Here is a 14,934-nt window from a genome sequence, read left to right as displayed (position 1 = left end):
ATTACATGTTCGGGGTGAACTCTGACACGGTGCGAATGGCGATGTCGCGAGCGTCGTCACTCGACGGTCCGGGCTCGTCGACGAAGACCGCCTCACGGTAGTACCGCAGCTCGCGGATCGACTCGAGGATGTCCGCGAGGGCGCGGTGTCCGCCGTCCTTCGCCGGCGCCTGGAAGAACACCCGCGGGTACCACCGCCGCGACAACTCCTTGATGCTGGAGACGTCGACGTTGCGGTAGTGCAGCCACTGGTCCACCTGGCTCATGTACTTCGCCAGGAACATGCGGTCGGTGCCGATGGTGTTGCCTGCGAGCGGAGCCTTGCGTTCGAGGGGGACGAACCGCTTGATGTAGGCGAGGGTCTGCTCCTCGGCCTCGGCCAGCGAGACGCCATGCGGGATCTCTGTGATCAGCCCGGAGGACTCGTGCATCTTCGTCACGAAGTCGTTCATGTTCTCGAGTGCTGCGTCGCTCGGGCGGATCACGATCTGGAAGCCGGGATCGACCGGACGCAGTTCGAAATCAGTGATGACGACGGCGATCTCGACGAGCTCGTCGACGGAGAGATCGAGACCGGTCATCTCACAGTCGATCCAGACGAGGCGGTCGTTCTCTGAGGCAGATACCATGTCGCCATCCTATCGACGGCTCCGACATCCGAGTCGGGCGCGGTACGGTAGTTCTGTGCGCCTCCGTAGCTCAGGGGATAGAGCAGGAGCCTTCTAATCTCTTGGTCGCAGGTTCGAATCCTGCCGGGGGCACCATCGCCCGGGCCCGTGCGCGGAGGCTCATCCGTTCCGCAGCGCGGCCACCGCATCGTCTGCGCTCCAGAAGTCTCCGACGAGTCGGAAAGACGACGTGGCGAGGTGGAGGCGTTCCGCCCGATACCTGACCCCGAGGGGATCTGGGACGAGGCGCAGATGCCCGAGGACCCGGTCCTTCGCGTCCTGCACCCGCCAGAGATGGGCTGAGGCGCGCACAAGGTGCTCCTTCTTCGCCGACAGCCGCGGCGCCGCGTGGGGAACCTCGGGGACGGACGTGATCAGGGTGGCGGACATCGAATCTCCTTTCCTGATTCGAACGTATGACCGACCACCGACATTGCGCGGGTGGCATGATGCGGCGGCAAGCGCAGTTCTTCTGCACATGCGGACGTCGATTCTGGTTGTTCAGGATCTGGTGTTCCGCGTGCGCAGGAAGCACCGCCGGAGCGCACTCTGTAGCGAGCCGGACGCACGTTCCGGGCACAGAGGAGCGAACATGTACGACACAGTGACGATCGTGGGAAACGTTGCGACCGATCCCACCCAGGGGCGCACGACCAGCGGGATCCCTGTCACGAACTTCCGACTCGCCAGCACTCACAGGCGGTTCGACGAATCGACGCGGACCTGGATCGACGTGGTCACGAACTGGTATTCGGTCGCGGCTTTTCGCCAGTTGGGAGAGCATGCCAAGGCCTCGCTGCGGGCGGGCGACAGCGTGATCGTCACCGGGAGGATGAAGATCCGCGCATGGGAGAACAACGGCAAGCAGGGGACCAGCGTCGACATCGACGCGGATGCGATCGGCCACGACCTCCGCTGGGGCACGACCGCGTATCGCCGTAGTTCCAGATCGACCGTCGACGCGCCTCCGCGAGGTGGCGCGGCGCCGTCGGATGCGGTCAGCGACGACGCGGGGAGCCTGGGCTCGAGCGATGAGATGAAGGACATCGACACGTCGTGGGCCGCGAACGACGCCGAGCCTGCGGGATCAGGCAGCGACCTCGTGGGTTCGTTCCCCTCAGGTTCCGGTGCGTCCTGAGGGCGGGTGAGGACTGCGTCCGACGCACTCGATCGTGGTGAGCCGGACGCGTGCGGAGGAGGACGCCCGTAGACTCGGTTCGTGCTTCGACGACCGGACTCCTCCGCACCGCGTTCGGCGATCGCAGTCGGCATCGGCACGACTCTGGTGCTGCTGCTGACGGCGTGCGGTCCGACAGCCTCGCCCGCACCGGCACCGGGTTCGACCGACGCCGCTGCGTCGCCGGGGCCGTCGGCATCTCCGGCAGGTCCCGTGTTCGTGGCGGACGGCAGTGCGGAGGACAACCTGCCGCTCTTCGCAGCCGTGACCGACGGCGTATGGGCATCCGAGCAGAGGGTTTCCGGCCGCGCGTATATCGATGCCCTGACGGCGGCCGGCTTCGACAAGGCCGCCATGCAGGTGACCGCAGACGTCACGACGGTCGGAAACCCGGTCGAGAGCCTGCAGTTCGCGGTGCGTTGGGGCGACGCGGAGTGCCTCGTCGGTCAGGTGGGACCGTCGACCGGCGAGCCCGTCGCCGTCGTGATGCCCCAGCTCGCAGAAGGGCGCTGTCTCGTCGGTGCGACGCGGGCAATCGACTGGTGATACGGCGGCTTCGGTAGCGAGCCCTGCGATCGCCGGTAGGCTGGAGTGTCGATCTTCGACGCCAACAGAAGGAGCGGTTTTCGGTGGCTGAGTACATCTACTCGATGGTTCGTGCGCGCAAGGCGGTGGGCGACAAGCTCATCCTCGATGACGTCACCATGGCATTCCTCCCCGGTGCCAAGATCGGCATGGTGGGTCCGAACGGCGCCGGCAAGTCGACGATCCTCAAGATCATGGCCGGCATGGACACGCCGTCCAACGGCGAGGCGAAGCTGTCTCCCGGCTTCTCCGTCGGGATCCTGATGCAGGAGCCCGAGCTCGACGAGAGCAAGACCGTCATCGAGAACATCCAGGACGGCATCGCCATCAAGGCGAAGGTCGACCGTTTCAACGAGATCTCGATGCTGATGGCCGACCCGGATGCGGACTTCGACTCGCTTTTGGCTGAGATGGGCACACTGCAGGAAGAGATCGATGCAGCCGATGGCTGGGACCTCGACTCGCAGCTCGAGCAGGCGATGGACGCCCTCCGCACGCCGCCGGCCGATGCCGCCATCGCGCCTCTCTCCGGCGGAGAGAAGCGCCGAGTCGCGCTGGCGAAGCTCCTGCTCCAGAAGCCCGATCTTCTGCTGCTCGACGAGCCCACCAACCACCTGGACGCCGAGAGCGTGCTCTGGCTCGAACAGCACCTGCAGGCGTACAAGGGCGCGGTGATCGCGATCACCCACGACCGGTACTTCCTCGACCACGTCGCCGAGTGGATCGCCGAGGTCGACCGTGGTCGGCTCATCGGGTACGAGGGCAACTACTCGACCTATCTGGAGAAGAAGGGCGAACGCCTCGAGATCCAGGGCAAGAAGGACGCCAAGCTCGCCAAGCGCCTCAAGGAGGAGCTCGAGTGGGTGCGGTCGAGCGCGAAGGGCCGTCAGACCAAGTCCAAGGCACGTCTCGCGCGGTACGAGGAGATGGCGACCGAGGCCGAGCGGACCAGGAAGCTGGACTTCGAGGAGATCACGATCCCGGCGGGTCCCCGACTCGGGAGTGTCGTCATCGACGCGAAGAACCTGAAGAAGGGGTTCGACGGGCGTTCGCTCATCGACGGCCTCAGCTTCAGCCTTCCGCCGAACGGCATCGTCGGGGTGATCGGCCCGAACGGTGTGGGTAAGACGACGCTGTTCAAGACGATCGTCGGCCTCGAGCCGCTCGACGGGGGCGACCTCAAGATCGGTGAGACGGTCAAGATCAGCTACGTCGACCAGTCCCGGTCGAACATCGACCCGGACAAGACGCTGTGGGAGGTCGTCTCCGACGGGCTCGACTTCATCACCGTGGGCAAGACGGAGATCCCCTCGCGCGCGTACGTCTCGAAGTTCGGCTTCAAGGGGCCGGACCAGCAGAAGAAGGCCGGTGTGCTCTCCGGTGGTGAGCGCAACCGACTGAACCTGGCCCTCACTCTGAAGGAGGGCGGCAACCTGCTGCTGCTCGACGAGCCCACCAACGACCTGGACGTCGAGACGCTGAGCTCCCTCGAGAACGCGCTGCTCGAATTCCCCGGCTGCGCAGTCGTGATCACCCACGACCGGTGGTTCCTCGACCGCATCGCGACGCACATCCTCGCGTACGAGGGTACCGACGAGAAGCCCGACCAGTGGTACTGGTTCGAGGGCAACTTCGAGGCGTACGAGGAGAACAAGATCCAGCGCCTCGGTGCAGACGCGGCGAAGCCGCACCGCTCGACGCACCGCAAGCTCACGCGCGACTGACCGCCCGATGTCCGACCTGACACCGGGATCCCGGCTGCACATCCCGATCCACCTCCGCTGGGGGATCTGGACGCATTCAATCACGTCAACAACACCTCGATGCTGAAGCTCCTCGAGGAGGCGCGCGTACGCGCGTTCTGGCGTGCGGGTCCCGGTGAGCAGGCGCCATCCACCGCTGTGCTCGACTCAGGCATCGACGAGGGAACGCTGACGCTCATCGCTCGTCAGGAGATCGAGTATCTCGCACCGGTGCCGTATCAACGGCGCCCGCTCGAGGTGCAGATGTGGTTCGGCAAGCTCGGCGGCTCCAGCGTCGAGGTCTGCTACGAGGTGCACAACGACCCGACGGCGGAACCTCGTACGATCTATGCGCGCTCCACCGCCATCATCGTGCTCGTCGATGCGAAGACCGGACGACCCACGCGGCTCACGCAGGAGATGCGCGAGGCCTGGGAACCGTACGTCGGGCCGTCCATCGAGTACGCCCACCGGTGAGGTGAGCTGACTCGTCGGCGCCGGCCGGATCACGCCGGTGCCGGCACCCTGACCATGATCTCCTGCGCGACCGAGGCGACGAGGTCGCCCGACTGCGTGTAGATGCGTCCCTGGGCGAGTCCACGGCCGCCGCGCGCGTTCGGGGACTCCTGTAGATAGAGCAACCACCCGTCGACACGTGCGGGACGGTGCCACCACATCGCGTGGTCCAGGCTCGCCACCTTGAGCCCGGGCAGGCCCCAGTAGACGCCATGGGCCCGGAGGATCGATTCCTGGATCGTCATGTCGCTCAGGTATGCGAGAGCCGCCCTGTGGATGCGCTGGTCATCGGGAAGCGGCGCCTTCATGCGCATCCACACACCCTGTTGAGGGACGCGGTCGTCTGCGCTCGGCAGAAACAGAGGCGAGTCGATATGGCGCACGTCGGCCGCGCGATCACTGAGCATCCGCACGACGCCGGAGGGCAGACCGTCGACGCGCTGCTCATCGGGGAGCAAGGAGTCGGGACCGGGGACATCGGCGGGCATGGGGACGGCATGCTCGAGTCCCGGATCCTCGTCCTGGAAGGACGCGATCATCGAGAAGATCGGTACGCCGTTCTGATAGGCCTGTGATCGGCGAGTCGAGAAGGATCGCCCGTCGTGGATGCGATCCACAGCGATCGTGATTCCCTGACTCGCGTCGCCCGGCCGCAGGAAGTAGCCGTGCATGGAGTGGACAGCCCGATCCTCCGGAAGCGTGCGCTCCGCGGCGAGCAGGCTCTGCGCGAGCACCTGGCCACCGTAGATCCGTCCGGACGGCATCGGATGCGACGAACCGGTGAAGATGTCCTCGGTGGTGCGTGCCTGCGTCGAGTCGAGATCGAGTAGGTCGAGGAGTTGTTCGACGGTGCGGATCGCGTGGGCGTCGGCGGTCATGACTTCCTTCCCGCGACTGCGGATGCTTCTGGCGTTGCTAGTTTAGAGGGTGTGCCCCACCAGCTTCTTCTCGCAGACGCCGAGACCGCGAAGGACGTTCTGACCTTCCTCGGACGAGCGACCCGCATCTCCGATGAAGGGGTTCGGCTGCAGGCAGCGCGGGGAGTTCTCGCGCTGACGGGCGCCGCGCTCTCTCCCCACGGGCTGTTCGATCAGACTCCGACGGTGCTGGCGATGCGAGTCGTCCAGGCGGACCCCGAGCTCGAGTGCGACGTCGTCGTCGCCGCGCTCACAGCGACGGACGACGAGCGCGCCCTGACGCTGCCGGAGACCGGGCTCTCACCCGCGTGGGCCGGGGTCGCCCCGCCGCGCGGTCACTGGCGGGCGACGTCGACCCTGCCGGCATCCGTGATCGCCCGACGCGCCCAGTGGGGGATCAGCGCCGTTGCTCGTGGAGCGACGCCGGGCGCGGGCGAGGAGGCGGTCAGAGCCCTCCGTGCGGCCATCTGGGGCGAGCCCGATGACGATCTCGGCGGTCTGCCGCGCGGAGTGGCATTCGCGGCGGACGCGTTCGGCTTCATCTCCGGCGAGGAGAACGTTCCGGTCATGCAATCGGGGCGATGGACTCGGCTCGCCTTCCGTCGCGGACACGTTCTCTCTCGAGGTCCCGTTGCGTCGGGCCTGACCGCCGTCAGGGGTACGGGCTCCGCACAGTAGACGCGTACGAGCTCACCGCGCGGCAGCGCGCCCGGCCTGACGACCCGAGAAGAGACATCCGCCGAGGAACGTGCCCTCGAGTGCGCGGTAGCCGTGCATCCCGCCGCCGCCGAAGCCGCTCGCCTCGCCCGCGGCATACAGGCCGGGGATCGGTTCGCCGTCGGCTCCGAGAGCACGGCCGTCGAGATCGGTATTGATTCCGCCGAGTGATTTCCGCGTGAGGACGTGCAGTTTCACAGCGACGAGCGGACCTGCTGCCGGATCCTGGAGCCGGTGCGGTGCGGCGGTGCGGATCAGCCTGTCGCCACGATATCCGCGCATGGAGCGAAGCATGCCGATCTGGGCGTCCTTCGAGAACTCGTTGTCCATCTCCAGGTCGCGCGCCACGACCTCCCGTCGGACGTGGTCGATGTCGAGCGATTCGCCGCCGGGATGCCGCTTCATCTGCTCGAGCAGGGACTCGAGATCGTTCTCGACGATGAAGTCCTCACCCTCGTCGAGGAATGCCTGCACCGGGCCGGTCGGTCCCTTCGCCAGTCGGGACTTCACCAGCAGACCGACGTCCTTGCCCGTCAGGTCGGGGTTCTGCTCACTTCCCGAGAGGGCGAACTCCTTCTCGACGATCTGACGAGAGGTGATGAACCACGAGTGGTCGTAGCCGGTGCGGCGGAGGTGGGCGAGCGTGCCCAGCGTGTCGAAGCCAGGAAACAAGGGGACAGGCAATCGCGTCCCCGTGGCATCGAGCCACAGCGACGAGGGTCCGGGGAGGATGCGGATGCCGTGGGACGGCCAGACCGGATCCCAGTTCGTGATGCCTTCGACGTAGTGCCACATCCGGTCACCGTTCACGAGGCGAGCCCCCGCCGCGTCCGAGACGGCGTGCATCGATCCGTCCACGTACGCGGGCACCCCCGTCAGCATGTGCTCGGGCGGCACGCCGAGGCTCGCAGGCCATGCCGCACGCACGAGATCGTGGTTGCCGCCGATGCCGCCCGAGGAGACGATCGTCGCTCCGGCGCTGATCTCGAAGTCGCCGATCGCGGACCGTGACGACTCGACGCCGCGAAGCGCGGGGCTCGACTCCAGGATCGTTCCCCGTACGCCGGTGACGGCTCCGTCGGTGGTGACGAGTTCGGTCACCCGGTGGCGGGGCACGATCGTGATCCGGCCCTCGCGCTCACCCTGTTCGACTGCTGCGGCGAACGGAGCCACGACACCGGGCCCGGTGCCCCAGGTGATGTGGAATCGCGGAACCGAGTTGCCCGGACCGAGTGCACCGTATCCGCCTCGCTCGGCCCATCCGACCACGGGGAAGAACGAGACGCCGCGTTCGCGCAGCCACGCGCGCTTCTCACCGGCCGCGAACTGGAGGTAGGCCTCGGCCCACCGGCGCGGCCAGTGATCCTCCGGGCGGTCGAAGGAGGCCGTTCCGAACCAGTCCTGAGTCGCCAGCGCGAGCGAATCCCGGATCCCCATCCGTCGCTGCTCGGGCGAATCGATGAAGAAGAGTCCGCCGAACGACCACCACGCCTGCCCGCCGAGATTCGTGCGCGGCTCCTGGTCGACGAGGATCACGCGACGCCCGGCATCCAACGCCTCACTCGCCGCGACGAGCCCGGCAAGCCCCCATCCGATGACCAGTACGTCTGCAGACAGGGGCGTGGTCGTCATGTGCTCTCCGTTGATTCCTGACGTGATCGCGTCTCGAGCGTGGGACGCCCGGCGGAGGGTGCGCCGATGCCGGACGGCTCGAATGTGTTCACCATGGCATACGCGGCTCGTTCCAGGTAGTCCCAGAGCGTCGATTCGTGGAGTGGCGACAACTGCGCCTCGTCCACGGCCGTTCGCATGTGCCGGAGCCACCGGTCACGCGCGTCGGGGTCGACGTGGAACGGCATGTGGCGCATCCTGAGGCGGGGGTGGCCACGAGTCTCGCCGTACGTCGTGGGGCCACCCCAGTACTGCTCGAGGAACAGGAGCAGGCGTTCCTCGGCGGGGCCGAGATCCTCTTCGGGATACATCGGCTTCAGGACAGGATCGAGTGCGACCTCGCGGTAGAAGACCGACACGATCTTCGCGAAGGTGTCGCGACCGCCGACCTCGTCGTAGAAAGTCACTTCTGGGAGCTCCCGTCGTCGTTCGTCTTCTTGCGTCGCCAGATTCCCCTGTCCGGGATCACAGGCACGCCGGTGACCGCGTTCGGACGGGTCTTGGGCGGATTCGCACCTCGAACCCGGCGTGCACCGTCGAGACCGGTGGGCACGACCGTCGTCATGCTCGGGAGCGCGATCTCGTTCTCGAGCAGGGCCGACCGCAGACGCTTGCGCAGCTCCTGCGCGACGTCGTCCTTGGCGTTCGCACGAGCCTTGATGACGAGACGGATGACCAGGGCGTCGCCGTCGATCGACTCGAGACCCCACAGCTCCGGCTTCTCGACGATGCGAGTTCGCCACTTCGGATCCTTGGCCAGCGCCAGCGCGGTGTCCAACATGGTCTGCTCGGCCTTGTCGAAGTCCGAGTCGACGGGCACACCGACGTCGATGATCGCGCGCGCCCAACCCTGGGACATGTTGCCGATGCGGAGCACCTCGCCGTTGCGGACGTACCAGAGGGTGCCGTTCACATCACGGACCTGGGTGATGCGCACACTCACGTACTCGACGACGCCTGACGCGAGACCGAGATCGACGACGTCGCCGATGCCGATCTGATCCTCCGCGACGATGAACATGCCGTTCAGCACGTCCTTGACGATGTTCTGAGCGCCGAAGCCGAGGCCCGCGCCGACCGCCGCAGTGAGCAGGGTGAGGGAACCGAGCAGGGTGGGGGACAGATGGTTGACCACCAGCACGATCGCGATCACCACGAGCATCACATTGACGATGTTCTGCAGGATCGTCCCGAGAGTTCGCGTCCGCTGCACGAGGCGCATGTCGGCGAGCGGAGATCGCTCGAGGGCCTGGGTGTCGTCGACGTCTGCCTTGCTCTTCGCACTGTCGACGATCCGGTGCACGACGCGTCGGATGACCACCCGGAGGACCAGACCGATCAGGATGCAGCCGCCGATGATCGCGACGACCCCGAGAGCTTGGAGGCCCACGTCCCGGAGCACGGTGACAGCATCCATCCACCAGTCGGGGAGTGGGGTCTCTGCAGGGTCAGGGTTCGTATCGAATGGCTGCATCATCCCCTCCAGAGTAGCGATCAGGCCTCTGCGCGGGCTGGATGCACCGCACAGAGGCCTGATCGGGAGAGACGGGTCAGTCCTCTGCGTCGCGAGACTGCGCGGCGAGCGACCGCTCGACGTCTGCGAGGTTCTCGAGCACGAGACGACGGAGTGCCGGTGCGGCGTCCTGATTCGCGGACAGCCAGGCCCGCGTCGCATCGCGCAGTTCGACATCCGCGATGGCGGTGGGGAACAGGCCGACGATGAGGTACTGCGCGATCTGGTAGCTGCGGGACTCCCAGATCGGCACGAGCATGTCGAAGTACGCCGGAACGAACTCGCGGAGCGATTCGGCGCCCGCCGGGTGGACGAAGCCGAGTGCGGCCGAACGCACGATCGTGTTCGGAGCGTCGTCACGATCGATCAGCGAGGCCCACGCGGCCTTCTTCGAGGCGGAGTCCGGCAGCGCGGCACGGGCCTGCGCGGCGAACTCGCCGCCCTTCGAGGTGTTGTCCGAGGACAGCGCGGCATCGATGGATGCTGCGTCCGTCGCTCCGATCGTGGCGAGGCCCACAAGGAGCTGCCAGCTGAGGTCCGCGTCGATCTCGAGACCGGGAAGCGTCTCCTCGCCGGAGCGCAGTCGACCCACGATGCCGGCGTGCTCGGGAGTGACGAGCGCGTTCGCGAAGGCCGTCACGAACTGGAGCTGGCTGTCGCTGCCCGATTCGGCGGATTCTGCGAGTGCCCAGAGACCGTCGGCGACCTTCTGGCGGGCCGCGAGGCGGTCCTCCGGCGTGACGTAGAGCGTCGCAGCCGTGCGCAGCTGCGCAAGGGTCGTACGGACCGTGGTCGACTCCGTCTCGTGGCCGATGTTCCCCAGCACCAGATCGATGTAATCGGATGCGGCGGTCTCGGCGTCGCGGGTCTGATCCCACGCCGCTCCCCACACGAGCGAGCGTGCGAGGGGATCACGGATGTCTGCGAGGTGCTCGATCGCCGTGGCAAGGGAACGGTCATCGAGGCGGATCTTCGCGTAGGCGAGATCGTCATCGTTGAGCAGCACCAGGTCGGGGCGCTTGAGGCCGTGCAGTTCGGGGACCTCGGTGCGGTCTCCGTCGACGTCGACCTCGGCATAGTGCGACCGCACGAGTGCGCCGTCCTGGAGATTGTAGAAGCCGATGCCGAGGCGGTGAGGGCGGATGGTGGGGTAGTCCGCGGGAGCAGTCTGCGTCACGGCGAACCGCGTGATGGTGCCGTCGACGTCGTCGGCGATCACCGGTTCGAGCGTGTTCACGCCCGCGGTCTCGAGCCACTTCTTCGACCAGGTGCTCAGATCGCGACCGCTGGTGGCCTCGAGCTCGGTGAGAAGATCGCTCAGCTCGGTGTTGCCCCACGAGTGCTTCTGGAAGTACTGCGAGACACCCGCGAAGAACTCCTCGATGCCGACCCAGGCGGCGAGCTGCTTGAGAACCGAGCCGCCCTTCGCGTAGGTGATGCCGTCGAAGTTCACCTGCACGTCTTCGAGATCGTTGATCTCGGCCACGATCGGGTGGGTGGACGGAAGCTGATCCTGACGGTAGGCCCAGGTCTTCTCCATCGCGTTGAACGTGGTCCATGCCTCGGTCCACTCGGTGGCCTCGGCGGTCGCGATCGTCGACGCCCACTCGGCGAACGATTCGTTCAGCCAGAGGTCGTTCCACCACTTCATCGTGACGAGGTCGCCGAACCACATGTGTGCGAGCTCATGCAGGATCGTGACGACGCGACGCTCCTTGACGGCGTCGGTCACCTTGCTGCGGAAGACGTAGGTCTCGGTGAAGGTCACCGCGCCCGCGTTCTCCATGGCGCCGGCGTTGAACTCCGGGACGAAGAGCTGGTCGTACTTCGCGAACGGGTAGGGGACGCCGAACTTCGACTCGAAGTATGCGAATCCCTCGCGGGTCTTGTCGAAGATGTAGTCGGAGTCGAGGTGCTGCCAGAGGCTCTTGCGTCCGTAGACGCCGAGCGGGATCACCCGGCCCGAGGCGCTGGTGAGCTCGGAGAACGTCGCTTCGTAGGGCCCGGCGACGAGCGCGGTGATGTACGAGGAGATGCGCGGGGTGGGCTCGAAGCCCCAGGTGGCGACCGAGTGGTCGTCGTGCACGATGGGCTCGGGCGTGGGGGAGTTGGAGACGACCTTCCACGACGCCGGTGCGGTGACCGTGAACTGGAACGTCGCCTTGAGGTCGGGCTGCTCGAACACCGCGAACACGCGTCGGGAGTCGGGGACCTCGAACTGCGAGTAGAGGTAGACCTCGCCGTCCACGGGATCGACGAACCGGTGGAGTCCCTCTCCGGTGTTCGTGTAGAGGCAGTCCGCGTCGACCACGAGGACATTCTCGGCCTGCAGACCGGCGAGTGCGATGCGCGAGTCGGCGAAGACCTCGTCGGGGTCCAACTGCTCGCCGTTCAGCGAGATCTCGCGCACGTCGCGGGCGATCAGATCGATGAAGGTGGTGCTCTCCGGCGTCGCGGTGAACCGGACGACGCTGCGGGAGCCGAAGACCTCCGCACCCTTCGTCAGGTCGAGCGAGACTTCGTACGACTGAGTGTCGATGACGTCGCGGCGCTCCTGCGCTTCGATGCGGGTGAGGTTCTCTCCAGGCACAGCTGTACTCCCAGGGGTGAGGGGATGCTGCCGCAACCCAGCGCAGTTGGCGCCCACGGCAACCATGACAGCCTACGCCAGCACGGCGGCCTGTCTCACGTCTGGAAGGTGAAAGGATGGAGGGGTGACCGCGATCGAGCCGAACCACGTCCTCTTTGCCTCTGCTGCCGCTGCCGAAGGTGCGCCCTACGTATCGACGCCGACGGCGTACGACGGCATCCTGCTCGCCGGATTCGGAGGGCCCGAGGGACAGGACGACGTCATCCCGTTCCTCCGCAACGTCACGCGCGGTCGCGGTATCCCCGATGAACGACTGGAAGAGGTGGCGCATCACTACCGTCACTTCGGTGGCGTGAGCCCGATCAACGGTCAGAACCGCATCCTCAAGGAGGCTCTGGAGGGCGAGCTCGCACGCCGCGGCATCGATCTTCCGGTGTACTGGGGCAACCGCAACTGGAGTCCGTACCTCGAGGAGGTCGTGACCGAGGCGGCCGCCGACGGGAAGACGACGCTGCTCGCGTTCGCCACCAGTGCCTACAGCTCGTTCTCGAGCTGCCGGCAGTATCGCGAGGACTTCGCACGCGTGCTCGAGGAGACGAAGCTCGGTGACACGGTGACGATCGACAAGATCCGTCCCTTCTACGACCACCCCGGATTCGTCGAGTCGTTCGAGACGGGCGTCCGCGGGGCCGTGGAGGCGTTCCTCGGACAGGGCATCGCCCCCGCGGACATCCAGATCCTGTTCTCGACCCACAGCATCCCGACGGCCGACGCGGAGCGCTCCGGTGCGCGGGACATCGACTGGGGCGAGGGCGGCGCCTACGCGGCGCAGCACCTCGCGGTCGCCGCGTGGGTCATGGATCGAGTCCGCGAGAGCATCCCCGAGGCGGCCGACGTGTCGTGGGAGCTCGTCTACCAGTCCCGTTCGGGTCCCGCCTCGCAGCCGTGGCTGGAGCCGGATGTGTGCGACGTGATCGGCGAACTCCCCGAGCGCGGTCGGAAAGCCGTGGCGGTCGTGCCGGTCGGTTTCATGAGCGACCACATGGAGGTTCTCTGGGACCTCGACACCGAGGCGGCCGAAGCTGCGGAAGAGGCCGGACTGGCTTTCACACGCACTCCGACGCCCGGGGTGGCGCCGTCATTCGTCACCGGCATCGTCGACCTGATCGCCGAGCGGCTGGAAGGCCGCCCCAACGAGGAGCGCCCTCATGTGACGTCGCTGCCGGGTGCGTTCGACGTGTGTCGTCCGGGCTGCTGCGAGAACGTCCGCGCCGGATTCAAGCCGGCCGCCGCCGGCGTGGCCCCGTGAGCACCCGCTGACCCGCGGCGCTTCTAGGATGGATGCCATGCGCATCCATATCGCCACCGATCACGCCGGTCTCGACTTCTCCACGCAGCTACAGGATCACCTCCGCGGCGCGGGACACGAGGTCGTGGATCACGGGCCGATCGAGTACGACGCGCTCGACGATTACCCCGCATTCTGCATCCGTGCGGCGCAGGCCGTCGTCGCGGATCAGGCGGCCGGTGTCGAGACGCTCGGTGTGGTGTTCGGCGGCTCCGGCAACGGCGAGCAGATCGCCGCGAACAAGGTCGAGGGCGTCCGTGCCGCGCTGGTGTGGAACACGTCGACCGCCGAGCTGGCCCGCCAGCACAATGACGCGAACGTGATCTCGATCGGGGCGCGGCAGCATTCCTTCGACGAGGTCACCTCGTTCATCGACACCTTCATCGCGACGCCGTTCTCGGAGGACGAGCGCCACATCCGCCGAATCGGTCAGATCGCGGACTTCGAGCGCAACGGCTCGCTGCTCCCGGATCCGAGAGCCTGAGATGCCCGAGGGACATTCGGTCCACCGCATCGCGCGCCAGTTCGACCGTAACTTCGTCGGCAAGCAGATGCTCGCCTCGAGCCCCCAGGGACGATTCGCCGAGGGGGCGGCCGTCCTGAACGGTCGTGAGGCGATCAGCGTGCAGGCGGTGGGGAAGCAGATGTTCCTCGAAGCCGAAGGCGATGTGTGGCTTCGGGTGCACCTCGGCCTGTACGGAGCGTGGGACTTCGCCGGCGACATCCTGGTCGACCCGACGATCGCCTCTGCGAACGGCCGCATGGGCCAGACGAACCAGCGCGGAACTGTGGTCGACGAGGAGATCCTCGACGATGCCGGAGAGAACTCGCTCGCCTCGATCGGCGCACCTCGCCGGACTCGGGTGCACGTGCGCATGTCGGAGCAGACGAAGGGGCTCGCCGACGAGGGACTCGAATGGCCGCCGCCGGTCGTCGGTCAGGTTCGACTGCGTCTGATGACCGACATCACGGCTGCCGATCTGCGCGGCCCCACGGCCTGCGTGCTCCAGAGTCCGGAGGAGATGCTCGCAAGCGTCGCCAAGCTCGGCCCGGATCCCCTCGTGGGGGATCCCGCGCAGAACGAGGAGCGCTTCGTGCAGGCGGTCCGTAAGAAGCAGACAGTGATCGCACTTCTGCTGATGGATCAGGCCGTGGTCAGCGGCATCGGAAACGTGTATCGGGCGGAGATGCTGTTCCGACAGCGGCTGAACCCCCACACGCCCGGCCGCGAGGTGCCCGAGGAGGTCGTGCGAGCACTGTGGCGCGACTGGGTGCGGCTGCTGGCCGTCGGTGTGGAGACCGGCCAGATGATGACCATGGATAATCTGTCGCCCGACGCCTATCGGGCGGCGATGGCGAGCCGCGACGATCGCCACTGGGTCTACCATCGTGCCGGTCTGCCGTGTCGTATCTGCGGCACCGAGATCGCACTCGAGGAGATCGGCGCCCGCAAGCTGTACTGGTGCCCGCGCTGCCAGGCCTGACCGGTCA

General features: G+C 66.8%; 14 protein-coding genes, 1 tRNA gene and 1 pseudogene. 9 read left to right on the top strand and 7 right to left on the bottom strand.

Features of this window, described 5'->3' with window-relative positions; all coding sequences use genetic code 11:
- Window position 1: 1 nt before the first annotated feature.
- A complete protein-coding gene (orn, locus tag ACZZ93_RS02880; protein WP_187249616.1) occupies window positions 2-628 on the bottom strand; it encodes an oligoribonuclease in 627 nt (208 codons plus the stop codon).
- Between the two features lie 59 nt (window positions 629-687).
- Between orn and ACZZ93_RS02875 the strand changes: the two genes are divergently transcribed.
- Window positions 688-763: transfer RNA gene (locus tag ACZZ93_RS02875), tRNA-Arg, on the top strand.
- 24 nt (window positions 764-787) lie between these two features.
- Here ACZZ93_RS02875 and ACZZ93_RS02870 read toward each other — a convergent pair.
- Complete coding sequence (locus ACZZ93_RS02870) at window positions 788-1,057, bottom strand: hypothetical protein (protein WP_400340983.1); 270 nt, start codon at window positions 1,055-1,057, stop codon at window positions 788-790.
- A 202-nt stretch (window positions 1,058-1,259) separates the two neighbouring features.
- Here ACZZ93_RS02870 and ACZZ93_RS02865 point away from each other — a divergent pair, with 202 nt between their 5' ends.
- The 4 genes and pseudogenes from ACZZ93_RS02865 to ACZZ93_RS02850 all read left to right on the top strand — a co-directional run bounded on the left by ACZZ93_RS02865 (window position 1,260) and on the right by ACZZ93_RS02850 (window position 4,648).
- Window positions 1,260-1,805 carry a single-stranded DNA-binding protein gene (locus ACZZ93_RS02865; RefSeq protein ID WP_053096024.1) on the top strand — a complete coding sequence of 182 codons (546 nt, stop codon included), beginning with the start codon at window positions 1,260-1,262 and terminating at the stop codon, window positions 1,803-1,805.
- 81 nt (window positions 1,806-1,886) lie between these two features.
- Window positions 1,887-2,390, top strand: a complete 504-nt coding sequence (locus ACZZ93_RS02860) for a DUF6993 domain-containing protein (RefSeq protein WP_400340985.1) — start codon at window positions 1,887-1,889, stop codon at window positions 2,388-2,390.
- Between the two features lie 83 nt (window positions 2,391-2,473).
- A complete protein-coding gene (gene ettA, locus ACZZ93_RS02855) occupies window positions 2,474-4,153 on the top strand; it encodes an energy-dependent translational throttle protein EttA (protein WP_363520815.1) in 1,680 nt (559 codons plus the stop codon).
- A 7-nt stretch (window positions 4,154-4,160) separates the two neighbouring features.
- A pseudogene (locus ACZZ93_RS02850) lies at window positions 4,161-4,648 on the top strand (acyl-CoA thioesterase).
- Window positions 4,649-4,677: 29 nt separating this feature from the next.
- On the opposite strand, the gene ACZZ93_RS02845 reads toward ACZZ93_RS02850, so the two are convergent.
- The gene (locus ACZZ93_RS02845; protein ID WP_463510434.1) at window positions 4,678-5,565 is read right to left on the bottom strand and encodes an acyl-CoA thioesterase; all 888 of its coding nucleotides are present in this window, start codon (window positions 5,563-5,565) and stop codon (window positions 4,678-4,680) included.
- A gap of 51 nt (window positions 5,566-5,616) precedes the next feature.
- On the opposite strand from ACZZ93_RS02845, the gene ACZZ93_RS02840 reads away from it, so the two are divergent.
- Window positions 5,617-6,282, top strand: coding sequence for a hypothetical protein (locus ACZZ93_RS02840; RefSeq protein WP_400340987.1), 666 nt, complete (start codon window positions 5,617-5,619; stop codon window positions 6,280-6,282).
- A gap of 12 nt (window positions 6,283-6,294) precedes the next feature.
- Here ACZZ93_RS02840 and ACZZ93_RS02835 read toward each other — a convergent pair whose 3' ends face one another.
- The 4 genes from ACZZ93_RS02835 to pepN all read right to left on the bottom strand — a co-directional run bounded on the left by ACZZ93_RS02835 (window position 6,295) and on the right by pepN (window position 12,095).
- Entirely contained in the window at window positions 6,295-7,953 is a 1,659-nt protein-coding gene (locus ACZZ93_RS02835; protein ID WP_400340988.1) for an FAD-binding dehydrogenase, read from the bottom strand.
- On the bottom strand, window positions 7,950-8,441 hold the full coding sequence (locus tag ACZZ93_RS02830; RefSeq protein ID WP_394194394.1) for a globin: 492 nt from the start codon (window positions 8,439-8,441) through the stop codon (window positions 7,950-7,952). The genes ACZZ93_RS02835 and ACZZ93_RS02830 overlap by 4 nt, the downstream gene beginning before the upstream one ends.
- Window positions 8,396-9,469: a mechanosensitive ion channel family protein gene (locus tag ACZZ93_RS02825; RefSeq protein ID WP_320488224.1), complete on the bottom strand. Its 1,074-nt coding sequence runs from the start codon at window positions 9,467-9,469 to the stop codon at window positions 8,396-8,398. Before ACZZ93_RS02825 ends, ACZZ93_RS02830 begins: the two co-directional genes overlap by 46 nt.
- Window positions 9,470-9,542: 73 nt before the next feature.
- Window positions 9,543-12,095, bottom strand: a complete 2,553-nt coding sequence (gene pepN / locus ACZZ93_RS02820) for an aminopeptidase N (protein ID WP_463510433.1) — start codon at window positions 12,093-12,095, stop codon at window positions 9,543-9,545.
- A gap of 124 nt (window positions 12,096-12,219) precedes the next feature.
- On the opposite strand from pepN, the gene ACZZ93_RS02815 reads away from it, so the two are divergent.
- The 3 genes from ACZZ93_RS02815 to ACZZ93_RS02805 are packed head-to-tail and all read left to right on the top strand — an operon-like array spanning window position 12,220 to window position 14,927.
- Entirely contained in the window at window positions 12,220-13,404 is a 1,185-nt protein-coding gene (locus ACZZ93_RS02815; RefSeq protein WP_463510432.1) for a ferrochelatase, read from the top strand.
- 37 nt (window positions 13,405-13,441) lie between these two features.
- A complete protein-coding gene (locus ACZZ93_RS02810; protein WP_053096034.1) occupies window positions 13,442-13,927 on the top strand; it encodes a ribose-5-phosphate isomerase in 486 nt (161 codons plus the stop codon).
- A gap of 1 nt (window position 13,928) precedes the next feature.
- Window positions 13,929-14,927, top strand: a complete 999-nt coding sequence (locus ACZZ93_RS02805) for an Fpg/Nei family DNA glycosylase (protein ID WP_463510431.1) — start codon at window positions 13,929-13,931, stop codon at window positions 14,925-14,927.
- The last annotated feature ends 7 nt before the right edge of the window (window positions 14,928-14,934 follow it).

It is taken from the genome of Microbacterium sp. AC026 (assembly GCF_979258475.1).
This window is presented reverse-complemented; position numbering and strand designations above follow the sequence as displayed.

What these genes read in the sequence shown, in the direction of transcription:
- ACZZ93_RS02810 (WP_053096034.1), top strand. Translation starts at nt 13,442, where the DNA reads ATGCGCATCCATATCGCCACCGATCACGCCGGTCTCGACTTCTCCACG.
- ACZZ93_RS02835 (WP_400340988.1), bottom strand. Translation starts at nt 7,953, where the DNA reads ATGACGACCACGCCCCTGTCTGCAGACGTACTGGTCATCGGATGGGGG.
- orn (WP_187249616.1), bottom strand. Translation starts at nt 628, where the DNA reads ATGGTATCTGCCTCAGAGAACGACCGCCTCGTCTGGATCGACTGTGAG.
- ACZZ93_RS02870 (WP_400340983.1), bottom strand. Translation starts at nt 1,057, where the DNA reads ATGTCCGCCACCCTGATCACGTCCGTCCCCGAGGTTCCCCACGCGGCG.
- ACZZ93_RS02805 (WP_463510431.1), top strand. Translation starts at nt 13,929, where the DNA reads ATGCCCGAGGGACATTCGGTCCACCGCATCGCGCGCCAGTTCGACCGT.
- ACZZ93_RS02845 (WP_463510434.1), bottom strand. Translation starts at nt 5,565, where the DNA reads ATGACCGCCGACGCCCACGCGATCCGCACCGTCGAACAACTCCTCGAC.
- ACZZ93_RS02825 (WP_320488224.1), bottom strand. Translation starts at nt 9,469, where the DNA reads ATGATGCAGCCATTCGATACGAACCCTGACCCTGCAGAGACCCCACTC.
- ACZZ93_RS02865 (WP_053096024.1), top strand. Translation starts at nt 1,260, where the DNA reads ATGTACGACACAGTGACGATCGTGGGAAACGTTGCGACCGATCCCACC.